The following is a 15,569-nucleotide window of genomic DNA, read 5'->3' as shown; positions in this document are numbered from 1 at the left end:
CGCTCAGTCGTTCTTCCACCCGCGGGCCATCTCGACGACCGCGGCGACCGCGGCTTCGGTGTCGGCGGGTGAGCCGCCGGCGCGACCGGCGACCAGCCCCGCGACGAAGGCGCTGAGCGGCGCGGCCGGCCGGGCCACCCCGTTCGCGACGTCGCGCGCGAGGTCGAGGATCAACGAGATGGGGATGTCGCCCTCGGCCAGGCCGAAGCGCTCCGCGAGCGCGGCGCTCCAGTCGTTCAGCGCCTCGGGCGGCAGGGTGCGGGAATCGGTCATGGCTCCTCCTCGGGCTACCCGGAGATCGTCCCACGTGTCGATGTCGCGCGTCAGGGACGCGTCCGCGGCGATCGCGGCGATGCGCAGTCCGCCCAGCAACGCGCGCATCGAGGCGTCGCGCCCCTTCTCGGGGAGGCCGGATGCCGCTTCCCGCAGCGCCGCGGCACGGTAGCGACCGATGAGCCACTGTCGGCGGCCATCGTCCAGGCAGGCGCCGTCGATGTCCGGGGCCAGTTCGTCGGGCAAGAGACCGACCGCAGCGCGAGCGGTCGGCAGGTCGCACGCGAGCACGAAGACCTCGTCGGCGCGTACGCGGGTCAGGGCGGCGACGATGGCCGCGACCGGTCCACCGAAGGGCGGGTCTTCGCGCACCCACTCGACGTCGAGGTCGTCGGCGAGCGCGGGTGCGGCCACGACGATCCGTTGCGCACCACGGGAGCGCACGGCCCCGATCGCCGCGTCCAGCAGGGTGATTCCGTGCACCTCGAACAACGGCTTCGTCGCCCCGTCGACGCGCGAGGCGCGTCCACCGGCGAGGAGGATCGCGTCCACGCTCACCACAGCAGCACCTCGACGGGATCTCCCGCGCCGGTCGCGCGCGTCCCCGGGGGGATCACGGCGAGGCCGTTCGCCTCTCCGAAGCCGCGCGTACCGCGTTCGACCGGCTCGGCCACCGGGAACGCCGGGTCTGACCGGTCGATCCGAACGGGCACGTACTGCGCCCGCTCGGGCCGCGCGCGCCACTCGGCGGCGAACGGCACGACGGCACGGGGGCGGTCGAGTTCACGATCACCCTCGAGCGCGCGCAGGGCGGGTCGCACGAAGAGCTCGAATGACACCGCCGCGCTCACCGGGTTGCCCGGCAGCCCGAACAGCAGCGTCCCCGCCTCGGAACGACCGAAGCCCTGCGGCTTGCCCGGCTGCATGCGCACAGGCTCGAACCGCATGAGATCGCCGAGGGTGTTCTTGACGACCTCGTAGGCGCCCGCGCTCACCCCGCCCGAGAACACGACGACGTCGGCGCCCGCGGCTTCGGCGGCGGCGATCGCCCGGCGCGGGCCGTCGCCGCTGTCATCGACACTGGTGCGCAAGACGACCTCGGCCCCCGCCTCTTCGGCGAGGCCGGCGAGCAGCAGGCTGTTCGACTCGGGAATCTGCCCGCGTCGCACCGGCGTTCCCGCCGGTCGCAGCTCGGATCCCGTCGACACGACGGCGATCCGTGCGGCGCGAGCGACCGAGACCGTCCCGACCCCAGATGCCGCGATCGCACCGACCCGACCGGCGGTGAGCCGCACACCGGCGGCGACGACGAGGGCCCCCTCCCGCACGTCGGACCCGCGACGACGGATATGCGCGCCGGGTCCGCGGGGCACCGTGAGCACCGTCACCGGACCGAGTCCGCCCGCGAGCCCGTCGGCGGTGTCTTCGAACGGCACCACGGCGGTCGCGTGCGTGGGCACGGGGGCTCCGGTCATGATGCGAGCCGCCTCGCCGGCCGCGATCGGCGGGTCGAGGTCGGCGCCTGCTGGCAGGTCGGCGACCACGCGCAGGGTCGTCGGCACGCCCGTGACGTCGTCTGCACGCACGGCGAAGCCGTCCATCGCGGAGCAATCGAACCCCGGCACGTCGACAGCGGCGTGCACGGCGGCGCGCAGCACCCGGCCGCGCGCGGCCGCGACGTCACGCGGCCCGGGCTCGAGCGGCACGACCGTCTCGAGGATCGCGGCGAGGTGCTCGGCGACGTCGATCACGCGAGCGGACCGGGGACTGTCGACACCATCCCCTCAGCGTAAGCGCGCGTCAGAGGTCGTAGCGGTGCGGGATCGCGCCGTCCGTCTCCCGGTAGGGGACGAAGCCCATCGCCCGGTAATAGGCCAGGGCGGGCTCGCTGTCGGCGCCGATCGTGGCATCGATGTGCCGCAGCCCCGCGGCGTGCGCCGCGGCGACCGATCGCGCGAAGAGGCTCCGCCCGATGCCGCTGCGCCCGAGATCGGGGTGGATGTGCGTGCCGATGATGCCCCACCCCTCTTCGACCCCGTACGGGTTGCCGGGCCACGCCCGCTTGAGCGACTGGAAGCCGACGACCACGCCGTCTCGCACGGCGACGGTGCACGCGACGGAGTGCTCCGCGTCGAAGTATCGTTCCTCGACGAGAGCGGTGTCGACCGGCCATGACCGCAGGCCCGCGCGGTGGATGGCGTTCTGCACCTCGACCATCGCGTCGATGTCGTCGGGGCGAGCTTCGCGGAAGTCGATCATCGCGTCATCCTCGCATCCCCCTCCGACGCCGCCTCGCACCTCGCGTGCGGGCCGCGCAGGAGGAAGCCCCCGAGACCCCTTCATCTCATTCACTCGAATGGGTACCCTCGTTATCGATCCCGAGTTTTCCCGCGTCGGTTGTGTGGAGGAGCACGAGAACGTGATGAAAACGTACGTCGCCAGAGCCGTGGACAAAGTCTTGAGCGAGAGGCCTCACGTCGAGGTGAGATTTACGTCGGCAATCCACCCGGCGTGCCACTTCGAGAGCCCGACCGCCCTCTACCTGCACCCTGCTCACCGGGAGCTGATCGTCGGGATCCGCAAGACCCACCCGCCGCACTGACGGCCCCCGATAGCGTGAGGCCATGGGCGAGCTGACGTACGACGAGGTCGGCGCGACCGCCGGGCAGATGCCCGAGGGCTACCACCACGTGCGCGCCCGCCGCGTGATCGGTCGGGGCCCCGAGGACTTCGCCCGGGCAGCCGATGCCTTGCTCGCGGGAGAAGCGCAGCGCCGCGCCGGTGCGCGGATCGACCTGTCCGACACCCCGATGCGCGCGGGCACGCGCGTGACGATGCGCCTGGGTATCGGCATCCTGAGCTTCCGCATTCCGTGCCTCGTCGTGTGGGCCGACCGCACCGAGACCCTCGCGGGTTTCGCCTATGGCACCCTGCCCGGGCACCCCGAGCGCGGGGAAGAGCGGTTCACCCTGACCCTCACGCCATCTGGTGAGGTGGTGTTCGACATCGCCGCGTTCTCCTCACCCGGGCGCTGGTTCACGCGTCTCGGTGCTCCCGTCGGCCGGCGGGTGCAGTCCTGGATGACGCGGCGATACCTCCGCGCACTCGACGGGCGCTGAGCCGGCCCACCCTTGCGCGCACACAGGATCGTGCGATGTCACGCGGTCCGAGCCGATCCTTCCCCGTGATCTCGCGCGTGGCGGGTGTCCTCGTGCCGGGGGACGCGGCTTATCCCACGTTCGCGCGCGCTTGGCAACGCCCTGGACCCCTTCTCCGCCCTTCTCGACCCTGGCGAAGCGCTTCTCGACGACGAAGGCGCACGCGAGAGGAGACCCCCATGAGCATCGAGACCACCGCCCCCGACCGGTTCTTCCGGTGACGCTCTCCCCCGCCCGGCCAAGAGACGACGACACCACCGATCCACCCTCCACGAAACGCCGCGTCCCGCGGCAGAAGGTGAAATACAACCGCCGTGAGGCCCTCGCCGGCTACCTGTTCATCTCGCCCTGGGTCCTCGGGTTCCTGATCTTCACCGCCGGGGCGATGATCTACAGCCTCGTCATCTCGTTCTCGAGCTACAACCTGGCAACGGGCGCCGCCCGGCCGGTCGGCACCTCGAACTATGCGCAGCTCTTCGAGGACCCGCGCGTCGCCGTCTCGCTCGGGAACACCCTGTTCTACGCGGTCATGGCCGTTCCGCTCGAGATCGCCTTCGCCCTGATCCTCGCGCTGCTGCTCAGCCGGGTCGGCCGGGGCGCCGGCGTCTTCCGCACCCTGTACTACCTGCCCAAGATGACGCCCGCCGTGGCGACCGCGGCGGTGTTCTTCCTGCTGCTGAACGGCAATTCCGGAGCGGTCAACCAGGCGCTCGGGGCCATCGGCATCCAGGGTCCGCAGTGGCTCGTCGATCCCGCATGGGTCAAGCCGAGCATCGTGATCATGGCGCTGTGGACGGTCAGCGGCACGATGGTGATCTTCCTCGCCGCGATCAAGAACGTGCCCGTCGACCTCTACGAGGTCGCGCAGATCGACGGAGCAGGTCCCGTCCGCCGCTTCTTCTCCATCACCCTGCCGATGATCTCGGGCGCGATGTTCTTCAACGTCATCGTGCTGACGATCGCGGCGTTCCAGGTCTTCGATCAGGCGTACCTGCTGTTCTGGCGCGATCAGAGCAACGCCTCGCCAGAGGCATCCCTCTTCTATGCCATCTACCTCTTCCAGCAGGCGTTCCGGCAGTTCAACTTCGGGTTCGCCGCCGCGATGGCGTGGCTGCTGTTCGTGATCATCCTGCTCATCACCCTCGTGCAGGTGCGCCTCGGCAACCGCTTCGTCTACTACGAGGGGGACCGCTGATGACGAACACCCTGCAGACCCCGGGCGTCGCCCAGGCCCGCCCCGAGCTCGCGGCCTCCGCCGCCCGGCCGTCCCGGTGGCGCCGGGCACTGAAGCAGCCGAAGACGCTCGCCGGCCGGGTCATCCTCGCCGGCGTGCTCGTGCTGTTCGCGTTGCTGTTCCTCTACCCCTTCGCGTGGCTGCTCGCTGCGAGCCTCAAGCCGCGCGGCGAGGTGTTCGACAACGCCCTCATTCCGAAGACCTTCCTCCCCGGCAACTACGTCGAGGTGTGGAACCAGCTGCCTTTGCTGAGCTGGATGTTCAACAGCGTGGCGATCGCCTTGCTCGCCGCGACCACCGTCGCCGTCATGAGTTCGATCGTCGCCTTCGGCTTCGCGTACTTCCGCTTCCCCGGCCGAGGGCTGCTGTTCGGTCTCGTGCTCGCGACGATGATGCTGCCGGGCGCCGTGACGATGATCCCGATCTACCTCATCTGGAAAGAGACCGGGCTGCTCGGCACGTGGGTGCCGCTGTGGGGCATGAACCTCTTCGGCTCGGCCTTCTACATCTTCCTGCAGCGGCAATTCTTCCTCGGCGTCCCGCGCGAGCTCTTCGAGGCGGCGCGACTCGACGGGTGCAGCGCGTGGGGCCTCTTCTGGCGGATCGCCATGCCGTTGTCGATCCCGTCGTTCATCATCGTGTTCCTCTTCGAGTTCCAGGCGAGTTGGAACAACCTCCAAGCAGCGCTCATCTACCTGAACGCGGGCAGCGTCGAGGAGTTCACCGCGCCGCTCGGCATCGCGTACGCGATGACGAAATACAGCCCCAGCGCGGGCGGACAGGGCGACTACCAGTACGTGATGGTCGCCTCTCTTCTGGTGACCCTCCCGATGCTCATCATCTTCGCCTTCGGCCAGCGGTATTTCGTCGAGGGCGTCGCCACCCAAGGCCGTAAGGGCTGAGATCCCCCCGTCTCGAGAGGACCCCATCATGCGCAAGCGCTCCCTCGCCGGTGTCGCCGCGGTCGCGGCATCCGCGCTCCTTCTCACCTCCTGCAGCGGGAGCGGCGACGATCCCGCCGCCGGCGCCGACTTCTCCGCCGCACCGAGCGGCACCCTCGCCGCCTGGGGCTTCGAGAACGCCGACGACGTCGGGCAATCCCGTCTCGACTATGCCGCCGAACAACTGCCCGATGTCGAGGTGACCCTAGATGCCACGGCCTTCGACGCCCAGAAGTTCACCACGCGCATCGCCAGCGGCGACGTGCCCGATGTCGTCCAGATGGATCGCCGCTACGTCACAACGTATGCCGCTCAGGGATTGATCATGCCGCTGAACGCATGCTTCGAGGCGAAGGGCGTGGATCCGACCGAGCGCTGGTACCAGAACGTCGTCGACGACGTCACGTATGAGGATGCCGTCTACGCGGTCTCGCAGTTTTACCAGCCGCCCGCGATCCTGCTGAACATGAACGTGCTGAACGAGGCCGGCGTGACGCCCGAGCAGTTCGACACCTCCGACATGGACGGCCTCCTGGCCTCGATCAGCAAGATCTACCAGGCGTCGGGCAGCAACCCCACGCGACTCGGCCTCGACCCGGTCGCCACCGGACAGGGCGGCCTCTGGGTGCTCGGCATGGGCGGACAGCTGACCGACGCCGACGGGAAGCCCACCCTCGACGACTCGGCCAACGCCGCGGGTATCGACGCGCTCAAGCAGATCACCGATGCCCAGGGCGGCTACGCCGCCGTGAAGAGCTTCACCGACTCGTTCGACACCTTTGGCGATGCCAACCAGTTCGTGCAGAACCAGGTCGGCGCGCAGGTCGCGAACCAGTGGTACCCCAACGTGCTCGGCGCCTACCGCGACCGGATCTCGCTGGAGGCGGTCCCGTTCCGGGATGCCGACGGCCAGCCGTTCTCTCTCGCCTCGGGGACCGCGTTCGTGATCCCCGCCGGTGCGAAGAACCCCGCCGCGGCGTGCGCCTGGATGACCGACCTCACGTCGACGGACGCGTGGATGGCGGCCGGGACCGCACGCGCGGAGACCATCTCGGGCAAAGGCGGGCTCAACACCGGCCTGTTCACCGGCTCACCCGAGGCCGACGCGATGATCCGCGACCGATTCGTCGAGCCGACCGGCGACGCCGGCTTCGACCAGGTCATCTCGACCTACTACGACGTCGTCGAGAGCGGGAAGTCGTTCGGCTCATCTCCGGCGGGGCAGGACATCCAGAACGAGCTGAACAACGCCATCACCGCTGTGCTGCTCGGCGACAAGACGACCGAGCAGGCCTTGGCCGACGCGCAGCAGGCCGCGCAGCGCGCGTACGACAACGCCACGGCGAACTGACCGTCGAGGGGTGCCCGCAGAGATGCGCGGGCGCCCCTCGACCGTCGGGATCAGCTGCGGCGACGCCGACGAGCGACCAGGGCGACCGCCCCGGCGAGCAGAAGAACCGCCCCCACGATTCCCGCGACGATGACCGGGGTGCTGTCGACTCCCGTGACGGCGAGCCGCTTCGGGCCCGTGGACGCCGCCCGTGCCGGCGCTGAGGCGGGCGTCGCCGATGACGGCGGCGTCGTGCTCGACGTGGGGCTCGGCGACGACGTGGGGGCCGGCGCGGCGGGGATCGCGATCGTGTAGGGACGCGAGTCCGTGCCGCCGGGACCGGTGGCCTCGACGATGACCGTGAACGTGCCCGACTGCGTCGGCTGACCCGAGATGACCCCACTGACGGGGTCGAGAGTCAGCCCGGGCGGGAGGGTTCCGCCCGCCACGGCGAACGTCAGAGGACCCGTACCCGTTGCCTGCACCGTCTGCGCGTACGGTTGATTCACCGTGCCGCCCGCGAGTGCCGGGGTCGTGATCTGCGGGGGCACCAGGCGCGCGAACACGATGTGCGTCATCGCCGGCTGCGTGGCCGTGCCGTCTTGCGTCGTCTGCGTGAAGACCACACCGGGCGGGCCCGGCAGTACCGTCGCCGTCGGTGACGAGGCCCGGGGGCTGGTACCCGAGGTCGCGGTCGGCACACCCGCGCCGATCAGGGTGAGGGATCCGGGTGCGCGCAACGGCCCGTTTCCGGGGGTGTATCCCGATCCGAGCGCCGCGCCGTTGAAACCCCCGCTGGCGGCGGTGGATGCGGTCAGTTCGCCCCCCGACATCGTGATGTTCGCGCCGGGACTGTCGTGGACACCCCCGATGCCGGCGCCTTGCGTCGCGGTTGCGGTGATGACACCGCCGGTGATGGTGATGTTGCCGCCGGATGCGCCGGCCGCGCCACCGATTCCCGGGCTCCGGCATGAGCCGTGGGCCGTGACGGTGCCTCCGGTGATCGTGATGTCCGCCGCGACGGTGTTGTACTCACCGGCTCCGATGCCGGGGCCGCAGTCGTACGCCGTGGCGGTGATGTCTCCCCCGTTGATGGTGATCGACCCGCCTCCGGCATTCGAGAGGTTCGCACCCCCGATTCCCGCGCCGTCCCACACGGTGGAGACGTTGATCGTGCCGCCGTTGATGATGATCGTCCCGAGGTCGTCCCCGTTGTGAGCGCCGATCGCGGCCGACAGCGCTCCCCCGCTGATCGTGAGGGCGCCCCCGCCCGTGGCCTCGATGGTGAGCGTCTTGCCCGCACTGACGTCGATGCCCGCGTCGGGAGAACTGGGGCCTCCGGGGTTGAGCACGCTGGTCAGAGAGTGACCGTTCAGGTCGAAGATCACGTTCGACCCGACGGGCTGATTGAGGGACAGGTTGACCGTCGGTGACGCGGGGCTCGTGATGTCGGCCCCGAGGCAGATCACCGCCCCCGCCAGGGGGGCGTTCGCGAAAGCGTCCTGTAGGTCGACCCACGTCGTGGGGGTCGTGGTGCAGCCCGCGGCCGCCGCGGGCGACGCGCCGACGGCGACGCCGGACGCGATCAGGCCGACGGCCAGAGCACTGACGGATACCGTCGTGGCCAAACGCTTCATGAGCTCTCGATTCACAGGAAGGACCGCAGCGCGGAGGGATCACCGAGAGCGGACGCGGCCGCTGGCATTGCTGTCTTATCGCGTGATCGACTCCGGCTCACGGGCACCGAAGGGAAATGCTGCCCATCATGCAGGCATGTCGCTTCTCGGGGTGGGATACCTGCCCGAGCGACAACTTCCGGTGACGTGTCCGGGACGTGTCGGGTGGGGTGCGTGTGCCGTGGCACGCGAGAGGGCGCCCCGGTCGAAGCCGGGGCGCCCTCTCGGTACTCGCGGTTCAGGCGCGGGGGCGCTCGTCCTCCACGACCGACTGCACGCTGTCGGTCGCCGGGGTACTGTCGTCGGCGCGCACCTCGTCGGCGGCGATCGCGATGTCGATCGCGGCGTCCTCGAGGGCCTCGGCGACGACGTCGCTCACGTCCCCGCGGTCACCCGCAGCCGGCGCGGACCGCTCGGGCTCGAGGCCCTCGGTCACGCGATCCGCGGCGTCGATGTCGGACTCCGCGTCGGCCGCGACCACGCGCTCGCGTGCCTGACGAACGGTCTCGTCCACCGCAGCCGCTGCGCCGGCGGCGACATCCTTCGTCTTGGAGACGGCGGTGTCGATCGTCTCCGAGGCGCTGGCCGCGAGGTCCTTCGACCGCGACCGCACATCTTCGGCCACCTCCGAGGCCCGGGACTTCGCGTCGTCGGCCACGGCCGACGCCCGGTCCGCGACGTCCTTCGCCTTGGCCTTCGCATCGTCGGCCACCTCGGATGCGCGGGCGGCGACGGCATCCGCCCGCTCTTCGGCCTCGGCCACGACGTCGCGGTCGAACGGTCCGAACACGCCCGTCACCACCACGTCGACGTCGACCCGACCGCGGCCCAGCGGCTCGAGCGCGGCACGAACGGCCCGGCGGACCTCGTCCGACACCTCGCGCAGTTTGTGCGGGTAGTCGACGACGAGCGAGATGGTCGCGGTGACCGCGTCGGCCCGATCGGTGTCGATCTTCACGCCCGGAGCGGTGCTTGCGAGACCGACGCGCTCGCGCACGGCATCCGACGCCCGTCCGATCAGGCTGCCGAGCGCGTGGACGCCCGGGACGGCGCCTGCGGCGGTCGCCGCCAGGGTCGCCGCGGCGTCGAGGTCGGGCGGGTCGATGGTCGCATCGATGGTGGACATCACGTCTCCTCGTGGGGGTGTCAGTGGACGCGGGTGTTGTCGCGTGCGAGCTTCGCGCGCAGACCCGAGTGGATGGAGATGTAGGCGCGCAGGTTCTGGCCCGTGAGAGCGGCAAGGTTGGTGACCAGCGTGTCGACGTGCTCGGCGACGTCGCGGGGCGAGGTGTTCTGGCGCGGGGTGACGGCCACGTGCAGGACCGACTCCTTGCCGACCTCGCCGGCGCTGACGCGGGACGAGAGGATCTCGTCGCGCTCACCCAGGGCGTTCTTGAGGGCTTCGGACGCGAACCCGTCGGTGACGGTGATGCGTCCTTCGTCGTTCGCGCTGCCGGTCGACTGCAGCGGAGCCTGGCGGCGCCCGCGCACGGCGGCCGAGGCGATCAGGATCAGGATGATCGCCAGGACCACGATGGCCGCGACGGCGCCCCAGCCGGCGGACTCACGGCCCAGCGACTCGAGCCAGCCCTGGAAGCCGCCCATGACGGAGGTCCAGGTGTCGGTCCCGCCCGGGAGCAGACCCACGGCGAGCGCAAGGGCTCCCAGGCCCAGCAGCACCACGGCCACCAGGAAGAGGAGGAAGCGGTTCAGACCGCGTCGCGTCGCGTTCATCAGGACTCCTTGGTGTCGGGACGCTGTACGCGCAGGTGGGTGCGCACGGCGGGCGAGAGCTTGTACGAGCCGACTTCCTCATCGACGATGCGGCGCAGCTGCGCCTCGTCGACGGGGATGCCGACCGGGGGCCGCACCGTCACGTCGACGGAGCGGTGGGCGACGCCCACGACGATGTCCTCCCGAGCGATCCCCGACTCGTTGCTGAGGTGCTGGGCGAGGGCGGATGCCACGACGCCGTTGTCCACGACGACGGCCCGCTCCCCCCACGACATCTCGTGGCGCGAGAGGCGGCCGGGCTTGAGGGACAGGACCAGGACGATGACCCCGACGATGGCGAGCACGACCCCGCCGACGATGAAGGCGACCGGCATGAGAGCGGTGGGCGCCGCGACGACGGCGTTGAGGGCCTCGCCGGGGGCGACCAGCAGCGGCTGGGCTCCGGACAGGTCCAGGATGATCTCGACCGCGGCGTAGGCGAGGGCGAGCAGCAGCAGCACGACCACGACGAGCATGGCCACGGTGCGGGGCGAGTGGGTCTCGCGACGCACGACGGTGCGGAGCACGGTGTCAGTCATCACAGCACTCGCTTTCGCTGAGGGGCGGTGGCGCCCGAGATGGTGAGGTCGACGCGCGAGATCTCGCGGCCGAAGAGACGGGTCAGACGCGAGCGCAGCTCGGTCTGGGCGACGCGCGCGGCCTCCAGCACGGGAGTCGCGGCGCGCACGGCCTCGGTGTGGTCGAGGCGGGGGACGGGGAACGCAGTCGTCACACGCACGGCGGCGGTCTGACGGGCCGAGACGATCTCGACGCGGACGCTCTTGGCGTCCACTCCGATGATGTCGGCGGCGGCCCGCTCGGCCGTCTTCTGCAGCACGCGGTCCGAGATGGTCACCCGGCCGGCGGGGAGGCCGGGGCCGGCAACCGTGGTGCGGTTGCCGACCCCGGGGGAAGCGGTGACGGTGGTCACGATGTGCTCCGACCCTTGAAGGCGTTGACGATGTTGCCGAAGTCGAGTTCACCCGCCGTGATGCGGGCGACGGCCACGCCGATCGCCATGAAGAGGGCGACGAGGATGAATCCCCAGAAACCGAAGATCAGGGCGCTGAGGGCCAGGACGAGGCCGACCAGGGCGCCCTTCGTGGTGGCGCTCACTGGACGCGCTTCTCGGACTCGGCGTCGTTGTTCTCGTCGCCCGGGATGTGGACGTCGTTCACGTCGACGTTGACCTCGACGACCTCGAGGCCGACGAGACGGTTGATGGCACCGGCCACGCGGGCGCGGACCTGGTCGGCGACCTCCTGGATGGGGGCGCCGTACTCGACGACGATGGTGACGTCGGCGGCGGCCTGGGTCTCGCCGACCTCGACCTTGACGCCCTGCGTCAGGTCGGTGGCGTTGATGGCGTCGCGGATGGCGCCGAGGGCGCGGGCTCCGCCGCCGCCGAGGGCGTAGACGCCGTTGACCTCGCGGGCCGCGATGCCGGCGACCTTCGCGACGACGCCTTCGGCGATCGTGGTCTTGCCCTCGGTGTGGGCTTCCTGACCGCGACCGGCGAGGGGACGGTTCACGCGCGACGCCGCCTGGGGGACGTTCTGCGCAGCGGGGGTGGTGGGGGCGTTCTCAGCCATGTCCGTGCCTTTCGAATGTCTGGACCCGGGTATCCGGGGTGGGCGCTTCGGCCTACATGACTAAGACGTACCGGGTGGGGGAATCGTCACGTCGGACTTGAAAAACTTCTGCAGATCTGTATTCGCATGAATGCGAATGGCCGGAAACCGCAGGATTTCGGGACTGTGCACGTTCCCATAGCAACCGGGTCTCGGCATCCCCTCGTTCGGTCATTTCGTCGCGGAAGAGCGCGCCGCGGTGTCGGAGGCCCGGCGTACGCTCGACCCATGTCCCCCTCCAGCTCTCGGATTCGGTCCTGACATGGGCCGCCTGACCGCGTCGCGTCGCGTGACGCGCCTCACCCTCGACGGCGTGAACAGACAGCGGCCGGATGCCGTGGCCGTCGAAGAACCGCTCGAGATCCGCGTCGCCGGTACGCCCCTGTCTGTGACGATGCGCACCCCCGGGCACGACGTCGAGCTGGCGGCCGGCTTCCTCGTGTCGGAGGGCGTCATCAGTCGCGGCGACGAGTTCGCCCGGGCGATCCACTGCGGCGGTCCCGGAACGGGCGGAGCCGACGGCAACACCTACAACGTGCTCGACCTCACGCTCGCACCCGGCGTGGAACTCCCCTCCCCCGACATCGCGCGTTCCCTTTACACGACGAGCTCGTGCGGAGTGTGCGGAACGGCGTCGATCGACGCGGTCGAGAAGGTGTCGAGCTACGACGTCGCCTCCGACGGCATCCGGATCCCCGCCCAGGACGTCGCTGCCTACCCCGATCGTCTGCGCGAGCAGCAGAAGACTTTCGACAAGACCGGCGGTCTGCACGGTGCCGCGCTGTTCGATGTCGCCAGCGGCGATCTTCTCGTCGCCCGCGAAGACGTCGGCCGGCACAACGCCGTCGACAAGGTCGTCGGCTGGGCCCTGCTGAATGACCGCCTGCCCCTGCGCGGCACCGTGCTGCAGGTGTCGGGCCGCGTGAGCTTCGAGCTCGTGCAGAAGGCCGTGATGGCCGGCATCCCGATGCTCTCCGCCGTATCGGCGCCCTCATCGCTCGCGATCGAGCTCGCCGAGCGGGCGGGTCTCACCCTCGCCGCCTTCGTGCGGGGCAACAGCATGAACCTGTACACGCGGACGGATCGCATCATCGCGCCGTCCACAACCCCCGCGACGACCGATCTCGCGAGCGTACGCTGACGACCGAGTGCAGGGCGAGTGGATGCCACCACCCCTGCGCCGCAATCCACGGAGGGTGAACATGGGTGAATCGTTCGGGCTGATGACCGAGGAACCGCGCCAGGGAGGCCTCGGCCCGCAGGTCGAGGGCGAGTGGTCGAGCACCGGCCCCTACGAGCACCCCGCCGCCGGCTGGGGCGCCGCCCTCACCGTCGGCAAGGTGCTCTACCAGCAGCGCCAGCCGGTCGCCGGCACCAGAGCGATGTTCACGATGAACCACCCGAAGAGCGGTTTCGACTGCCCCGGGTGCGCCTGGCCCGACGACAAGGGCGTCACCCTCGACATCTGCGAGAACGGCATCAAGCACGTCACGTGGGAGATGACGCACAAGAGGGTCGGCAAGGAGTTCTTCGCCGAGCACTCGGTGACCGAGCTGTCGCGATGGAGCGACTTCGAGCTCGAGGACGCCGGTCGACTCGTCGGTCCGATGGTCTACGACGCCGAGACCGACCACTACGTGCCGATCTCGTGGAACGACGCGTTCCGCACGATCGCGCAGCACCTCACCGCGCTCGACTCCCCCGACCAGGCCGCCTTCTACACCTCGGGCCGCCTCAGCAACGAGGCGTCGTTCCTCTACCAGCTGTTCGCGCGCGAGCTCGGGACCAACAACCTCCCCGACTGCTCGAACATGTGCCACGAGGGCTCGGGCCGTGGACTCACGGCATCCCTCGCCACAGGCAAGGGCACCGCCGACCTCGAGGACTGGGAGAACGCCGACGCGCTGTTCATCCTCGGCGTCAACGCGGCTTCGAACGCGCCGCGCATGCTCACCAGCCTCGCCGAGGCGATCGACCGCGGCGCCCAGGTCGTGCACGTGAACCCGCTGCGAGAGGTCGCCGGCACCCGCACGATCGTGCCGCACGAGATCGTCGACATGGCGACCTTCCACTCCACCCCGACCAGCACGATGAACCTGCAGGTGCGCCCCGGCGGCGACCTCGCCCTCATCCGCGGCATGGCCAAGGTGGTCTTCGAAGCCTCGGCGACCGACCCCACCGCGATCGATCAGGCGTTCCTCGACCAGTACACCAGCGGACTCGACGAGTACCGCGCGATGGTCGAGGCGACGACGTGGGCCGAGCTCGTCGAGCAGGCGGGACTGACCGAGGCCGAGATCCGCGGAGCCGCGGCGGTGTACCTCGCCTCGGAACGCTGCGTCATCAGCTGGTGCCTCGGCGTCAGCCAGCACCAGCACGGCGTCGACACCGTGCGCGAGATCGTCAACCTGCTGTTGCTGCGCGGAAACGTCGGGCGCAAGGGCACCGGCCCCTCGCCCGTGCGCGGCCACAGCAACGTGCAGGGAAACCGCACCTGCGGCATCAACCACAAGCCCACCGAGGACTGGCTCGCCAAGCTCGACGAGGTCTGCGGCATCACCTCGCCCCGCGAGCCCGGCCTCGACACCGTGCACACGGTGGCGGCGCTGCACCGCGGCGACCTCAAGGTCTTCCTCGGCATGGGCGGCAACTTCGTGCGGGCCGCTCCCGACACCACGCTCACCGCCGAGGGCATGGGCCGGTGCGAGCTGACGGTGCACGTGAGCACCAAGCTCAACCGCAGCCACCTCACCCACGGCAAGCAGGCGCTGATCCTGCCGTGCCTCGGCCGCACCGAGCGCGACGAGCAGGAGTCGGGACCCCAGTCGATCTCGACCGAAGACGCCATGAGCTCCGTCATGCTCTCGCTCGGGTCGCGCAAGCCCGCCTCGCCGCACCTGCTCAGCGAGCCCGAGATCATCGCGCGCATCGCCCGCGCCACCATGCCCGAGTCGGCGACGCCGTGGGAGTGGTACGTCGGCGACTACGACCGCATCCGCGACACGATGGCCAAGGTGCTGCCCGGCTTCGAGGGCTTCAACCAGCTCGTGCGCCAGCACTACGGCTTCCGCATCCCGCAGCCCGCGCGCGAGCGCGACTTCCAGACGCCGTCGGGCAAGGCCGAGTTCTCGCACGCCGAGCTGCCGAACGTCATCCCCGAAGAGGCCGACGTGCTCGTGCTGCAGACCATGCGTTCACATGACCAGTGGAACACCACGATCTACTCGGCCGACGACCGCTATCGCGGCGTGCGCAACATCCGCGAGCTCGTGTTCATGAACCGGCGCGACATGAAGCAGCGCGGCATCGCCGAGGGCGACCTCGTCGACATCGTCGCCACTTCGCGCGACGGCTCGGTGCGCAGCGTCACGGCGTTCCGCGCCCTGGAGTACGACACCCCGCGCGGCAGCGCCGCGGGCTACTTCCCCGAGCTGAACGTGCTGCTCGGCCCCGACGACTACAGCCGTCAGAGCGACCAGCCGCTGATGAAGGACATCCGGGTGCGCATCGCGAAGACGGCCTGACGCCGAGAAGAGTCGAGGCCCCCGCCGAG

17 protein-coding genes are annotated in these 15,569 nt (G+C 70.1%); 7 read left to right on the top strand and 10 right to left on the bottom strand.

All coding sequences use genetic code 11. The features are described 5' to 3' along the window. Positions 1 to 3 precede the first annotated feature (3 nt). From AB6V31_RS03015 to AB6V31_RS03005, 3 genes are read right to left on the bottom strand one after another with little or no spacing between them, the layout of a single operon-like run. Positions 4 to 831 (bottom strand): NTP transferase domain-containing protein, encoded by an 828-nt coding sequence (locus AB6V31_RS03015; RefSeq protein WP_369363955.1) that lies wholly within the window; start codon positions 829 to 831, stop codon positions 4 to 6. Next, complete coding sequence (glp, locus tag AB6V31_RS03010; protein ID WP_369363953.1) at positions 828 to 2,024, bottom strand: gephyrin-like molybdotransferase Glp; 1,197 nt, start codon at positions 2,022 to 2,024, stop codon at positions 828 to 830. The genes AB6V31_RS03015 and glp overlap by 4 nt, the downstream gene beginning before the upstream one ends. A 49-nt stretch (positions 2,025 to 2,073) precedes the next feature. Continuing rightward, positions 2,074 to 2,532: an N-acetyltransferase family protein gene (locus tag AB6V31_RS03005; RefSeq protein WP_369363951.1), complete on the bottom strand. Its 459-nt coding sequence runs from the start codon at positions 2,530 to 2,532 to the stop codon at positions 2,074 to 2,076. 97 nt (positions 2,533 to 2,629) lie between these two features. Between AB6V31_RS03005 and AB6V31_RS03000 the strand changes: the two genes are divergently transcribed. From AB6V31_RS03000 to AB6V31_RS02980, 5 genes are all read left to right on the top strand, one after another. Further along, positions 2,630 to 2,875: a hypothetical protein gene (locus AB6V31_RS03000; protein ID WP_369363949.1), complete on the top strand. Its 246-nt coding sequence runs from the start codon at positions 2,630 to 2,632 to the stop codon at positions 2,873 to 2,875. A gap of 22 nt (positions 2,876 to 2,897) precedes the next feature. Further along, positions 2,898 to 3,392, top strand: a complete 495-nt coding sequence (locus tag AB6V31_RS02995) for a DUF1990 family protein (RefSeq protein WP_369363947.1) — start codon at positions 2,898 to 2,900, stop codon at positions 3,390 to 3,392. Positions 3,393 to 3,729: 337 nt separating this feature from the next. Then, positions 3,730 to 4,626: a carbohydrate ABC transporter permease gene (locus AB6V31_RS02990; protein ID WP_369364124.1), complete on the top strand. Its 897-nt coding sequence runs from the start codon at positions 3,730 to 3,732 to the stop codon at positions 4,624 to 4,626. Then, positions 4,626 to 5,567, top strand: a complete 942-nt coding sequence (locus AB6V31_RS02985; protein ID WP_056225295.1) for a carbohydrate ABC transporter permease — start codon at positions 4,626 to 4,628, stop codon at positions 5,565 to 5,567. The genes AB6V31_RS02990 and AB6V31_RS02985 overlap by 1 nt, the downstream gene beginning before the upstream one ends. Positions 5,568 to 5,595: 28 nt before the next feature. After that, positions 5,596 to 6,957: an ABC transporter substrate-binding protein gene (locus AB6V31_RS02980; protein ID WP_369363945.1), complete on the top strand. Its 1,362-nt coding sequence runs from the start codon at positions 5,596 to 5,598 to the stop codon at positions 6,955 to 6,957. 50 nt (positions 6,958 to 7,007) lie between these two features. Here AB6V31_RS02980 and AB6V31_RS02975 read toward each other — a convergent pair whose 3' ends face one another. From AB6V31_RS02975 to AB6V31_RS02945, 7 genes are all read right to left on the bottom strand, one after another. Further along, a complete protein-coding gene (locus AB6V31_RS02975) occupies positions 7,008 to 8,573 on the bottom strand; it encodes a putative Ig domain-containing protein (protein WP_369363942.1) in 1,566 nt (521 codons plus the stop codon). 277 nt (positions 8,574 to 8,850) lie between these two features. Then, a complete protein-coding gene (locus AB6V31_RS02970; protein WP_369363940.1) occupies positions 8,851 to 9,738 on the bottom strand; it encodes an Asp23/Gls24 family envelope stress response protein in 888 nt (295 codons plus the stop codon). 20 nt (positions 9,739 to 9,758) lie between these two features. Beyond that, positions 9,759 to 10,346: a hypothetical protein gene (locus AB6V31_RS02965; RefSeq protein WP_056225284.1), complete on the bottom strand. Its 588-nt coding sequence runs from the start codon at positions 10,344 to 10,346 to the stop codon at positions 9,759 to 9,761. Then, entirely contained in the window at positions 10,346 to 10,924 is a 579-nt protein-coding gene (locus AB6V31_RS02960; protein ID WP_369363937.1) for a DNA/RNA endonuclease G, read from the bottom strand. The genes AB6V31_RS02965 and AB6V31_RS02960 overlap by 1 nt, the downstream gene beginning before the upstream one ends. Beyond that, positions 10,924 to 11,316, bottom strand: a complete 393-nt coding sequence (locus tag AB6V31_RS02955) for a hypothetical protein (protein WP_369363934.1) — start codon at positions 11,314 to 11,316, stop codon at positions 10,924 to 10,926. The genes AB6V31_RS02960 and AB6V31_RS02955 overlap by 1 nt, the downstream gene beginning before the upstream one ends. Continuing rightward, the gene (locus AB6V31_RS02950; protein WP_369363932.1) at positions 11,313 to 11,501 is read right to left on the bottom strand and encodes a DUF2273 domain-containing protein; all 189 of its coding nucleotides are present in this window, start codon (positions 11,499 to 11,501) and stop codon (positions 11,313 to 11,315) included. Before AB6V31_RS02950 ends, AB6V31_RS02955 begins: the two co-directional genes overlap by 4 nt. Beyond that, positions 11,498 to 11,977, bottom strand: coding sequence for an Asp23/Gls24 family envelope stress response protein (locus AB6V31_RS02945; RefSeq protein ID WP_056225274.1), 480 nt, complete (start codon positions 11,975 to 11,977; stop codon positions 11,498 to 11,500). Before AB6V31_RS02945 ends, AB6V31_RS02950 begins: the two co-directional genes overlap by 4 nt. Before the next feature lie 301 nt (positions 11,978 to 12,278). On the opposite strand from AB6V31_RS02945, the gene fdhD reads away from it, so the two are divergent. Next, positions 12,279 to 13,157 carry a formate dehydrogenase accessory sulfurtransferase FdhD gene (gene fdhD / locus AB6V31_RS02940; protein ID WP_369363929.1) on the top strand — a complete coding sequence of 293 codons (879 nt, stop codon included), beginning with the start codon at positions 12,279 to 12,281 and terminating at the stop codon, positions 13,155 to 13,157. A gap of 61 nt (positions 13,158 to 13,218) precedes the next feature. Further along, a complete protein-coding gene (locus tag AB6V31_RS02935) occupies positions 13,219 to 15,540 on the top strand; it encodes an FdhF/YdeP family oxidoreductase (protein ID WP_369363928.1) in 2,322 nt (773 codons plus the stop codon). The last annotated feature ends 29 nt before the right edge of the window (positions 15,541 to 15,569 follow it).

It is taken from the genome of Microbacterium sp. 16-032, from assembly GCF_041079455.1.
Lineage (GTDB): Bacteria > Actinomycetota > Actinomycetes > Actinomycetales > Microbacteriaceae > Microbacterium > Microbacterium testaceum_A.
The sequence above is the reverse complement of the archived record's forward strand: the minus strand, read 5'-3'. Positions and strand labels throughout refer to the sequence as shown.

Coding starts and splice junctions, on each gene's coding strand:
- AB6V31_RS03005 (WP_369363951.1), bottom strand. CDS start 2,532: ATGATCGACTTCCGCGAAGCTCGCCCCGACGACATCGACGCGATGGTC.
- AB6V31_RS03000 (WP_369363949.1), top strand. CDS start 2,630: ATGGGTACCCTCGTTATCGATCCCGAGTTTTCCCGCGTCGGTTGTGTG.
- AB6V31_RS02995 (WP_369363947.1), top strand. CDS start 2,898: ATGGGCGAGCTGACGTACGACGAGGTCGGCGCGACCGCCGGGCAGATG.
- AB6V31_RS02985 (WP_056225295.1), top strand. CDS start 4,626: ATGACGAACACCCTGCAGACCCCGGGCGTCGCCCAGGCCCGCCCCGAG.
- AB6V31_RS02980 (WP_369363945.1), top strand. CDS start 5,596: ATGCGCAAGCGCTCCCTCGCCGGTGTCGCCGCGGTCGCGGCATCCGCG.
- AB6V31_RS02975 (WP_369363942.1), bottom strand. CDS start 8,573: ATGAAGCGTTTGGCCACGACGGTATCCGTCAGTGCTCTGGCCGTCGGC.
- AB6V31_RS02970 (WP_369363940.1), bottom strand. CDS start 9,738: ATGTCCACCATCGATGCGACCATCGACCCGCCCGACCTCGACGCCGCG.
- AB6V31_RS02965 (WP_056225284.1), bottom strand. CDS start 10,346: ATGAACGCGACGCGACGCGGTCTGAACCGCTTCCTCCTCTTCCTGGTG.
- AB6V31_RS02960 (WP_369363937.1), bottom strand. CDS start 10,924: ATGACTGACACCGTGCTCCGCACCGTCGTGCGTCGCGAGACCCACTCG.
- AB6V31_RS02945 (WP_056225274.1), bottom strand. CDS start 11,977: ATGGCTGAGAACGCCCCCACCACCCCCGCTGCGCAGAACGTCCCCCAG.
- fdhD (WP_369363929.1), top strand. CDS start 12,279: ATGGGCCGCCTGACCGCGTCGCGTCGCGTGACGCGCCTCACCCTCGAC.
- AB6V31_RS02935 (WP_369363928.1), top strand. CDS start 13,219: ATGGGTGAATCGTTCGGGCTGATGACCGAGGAACCGCGCCAGGGAGGC.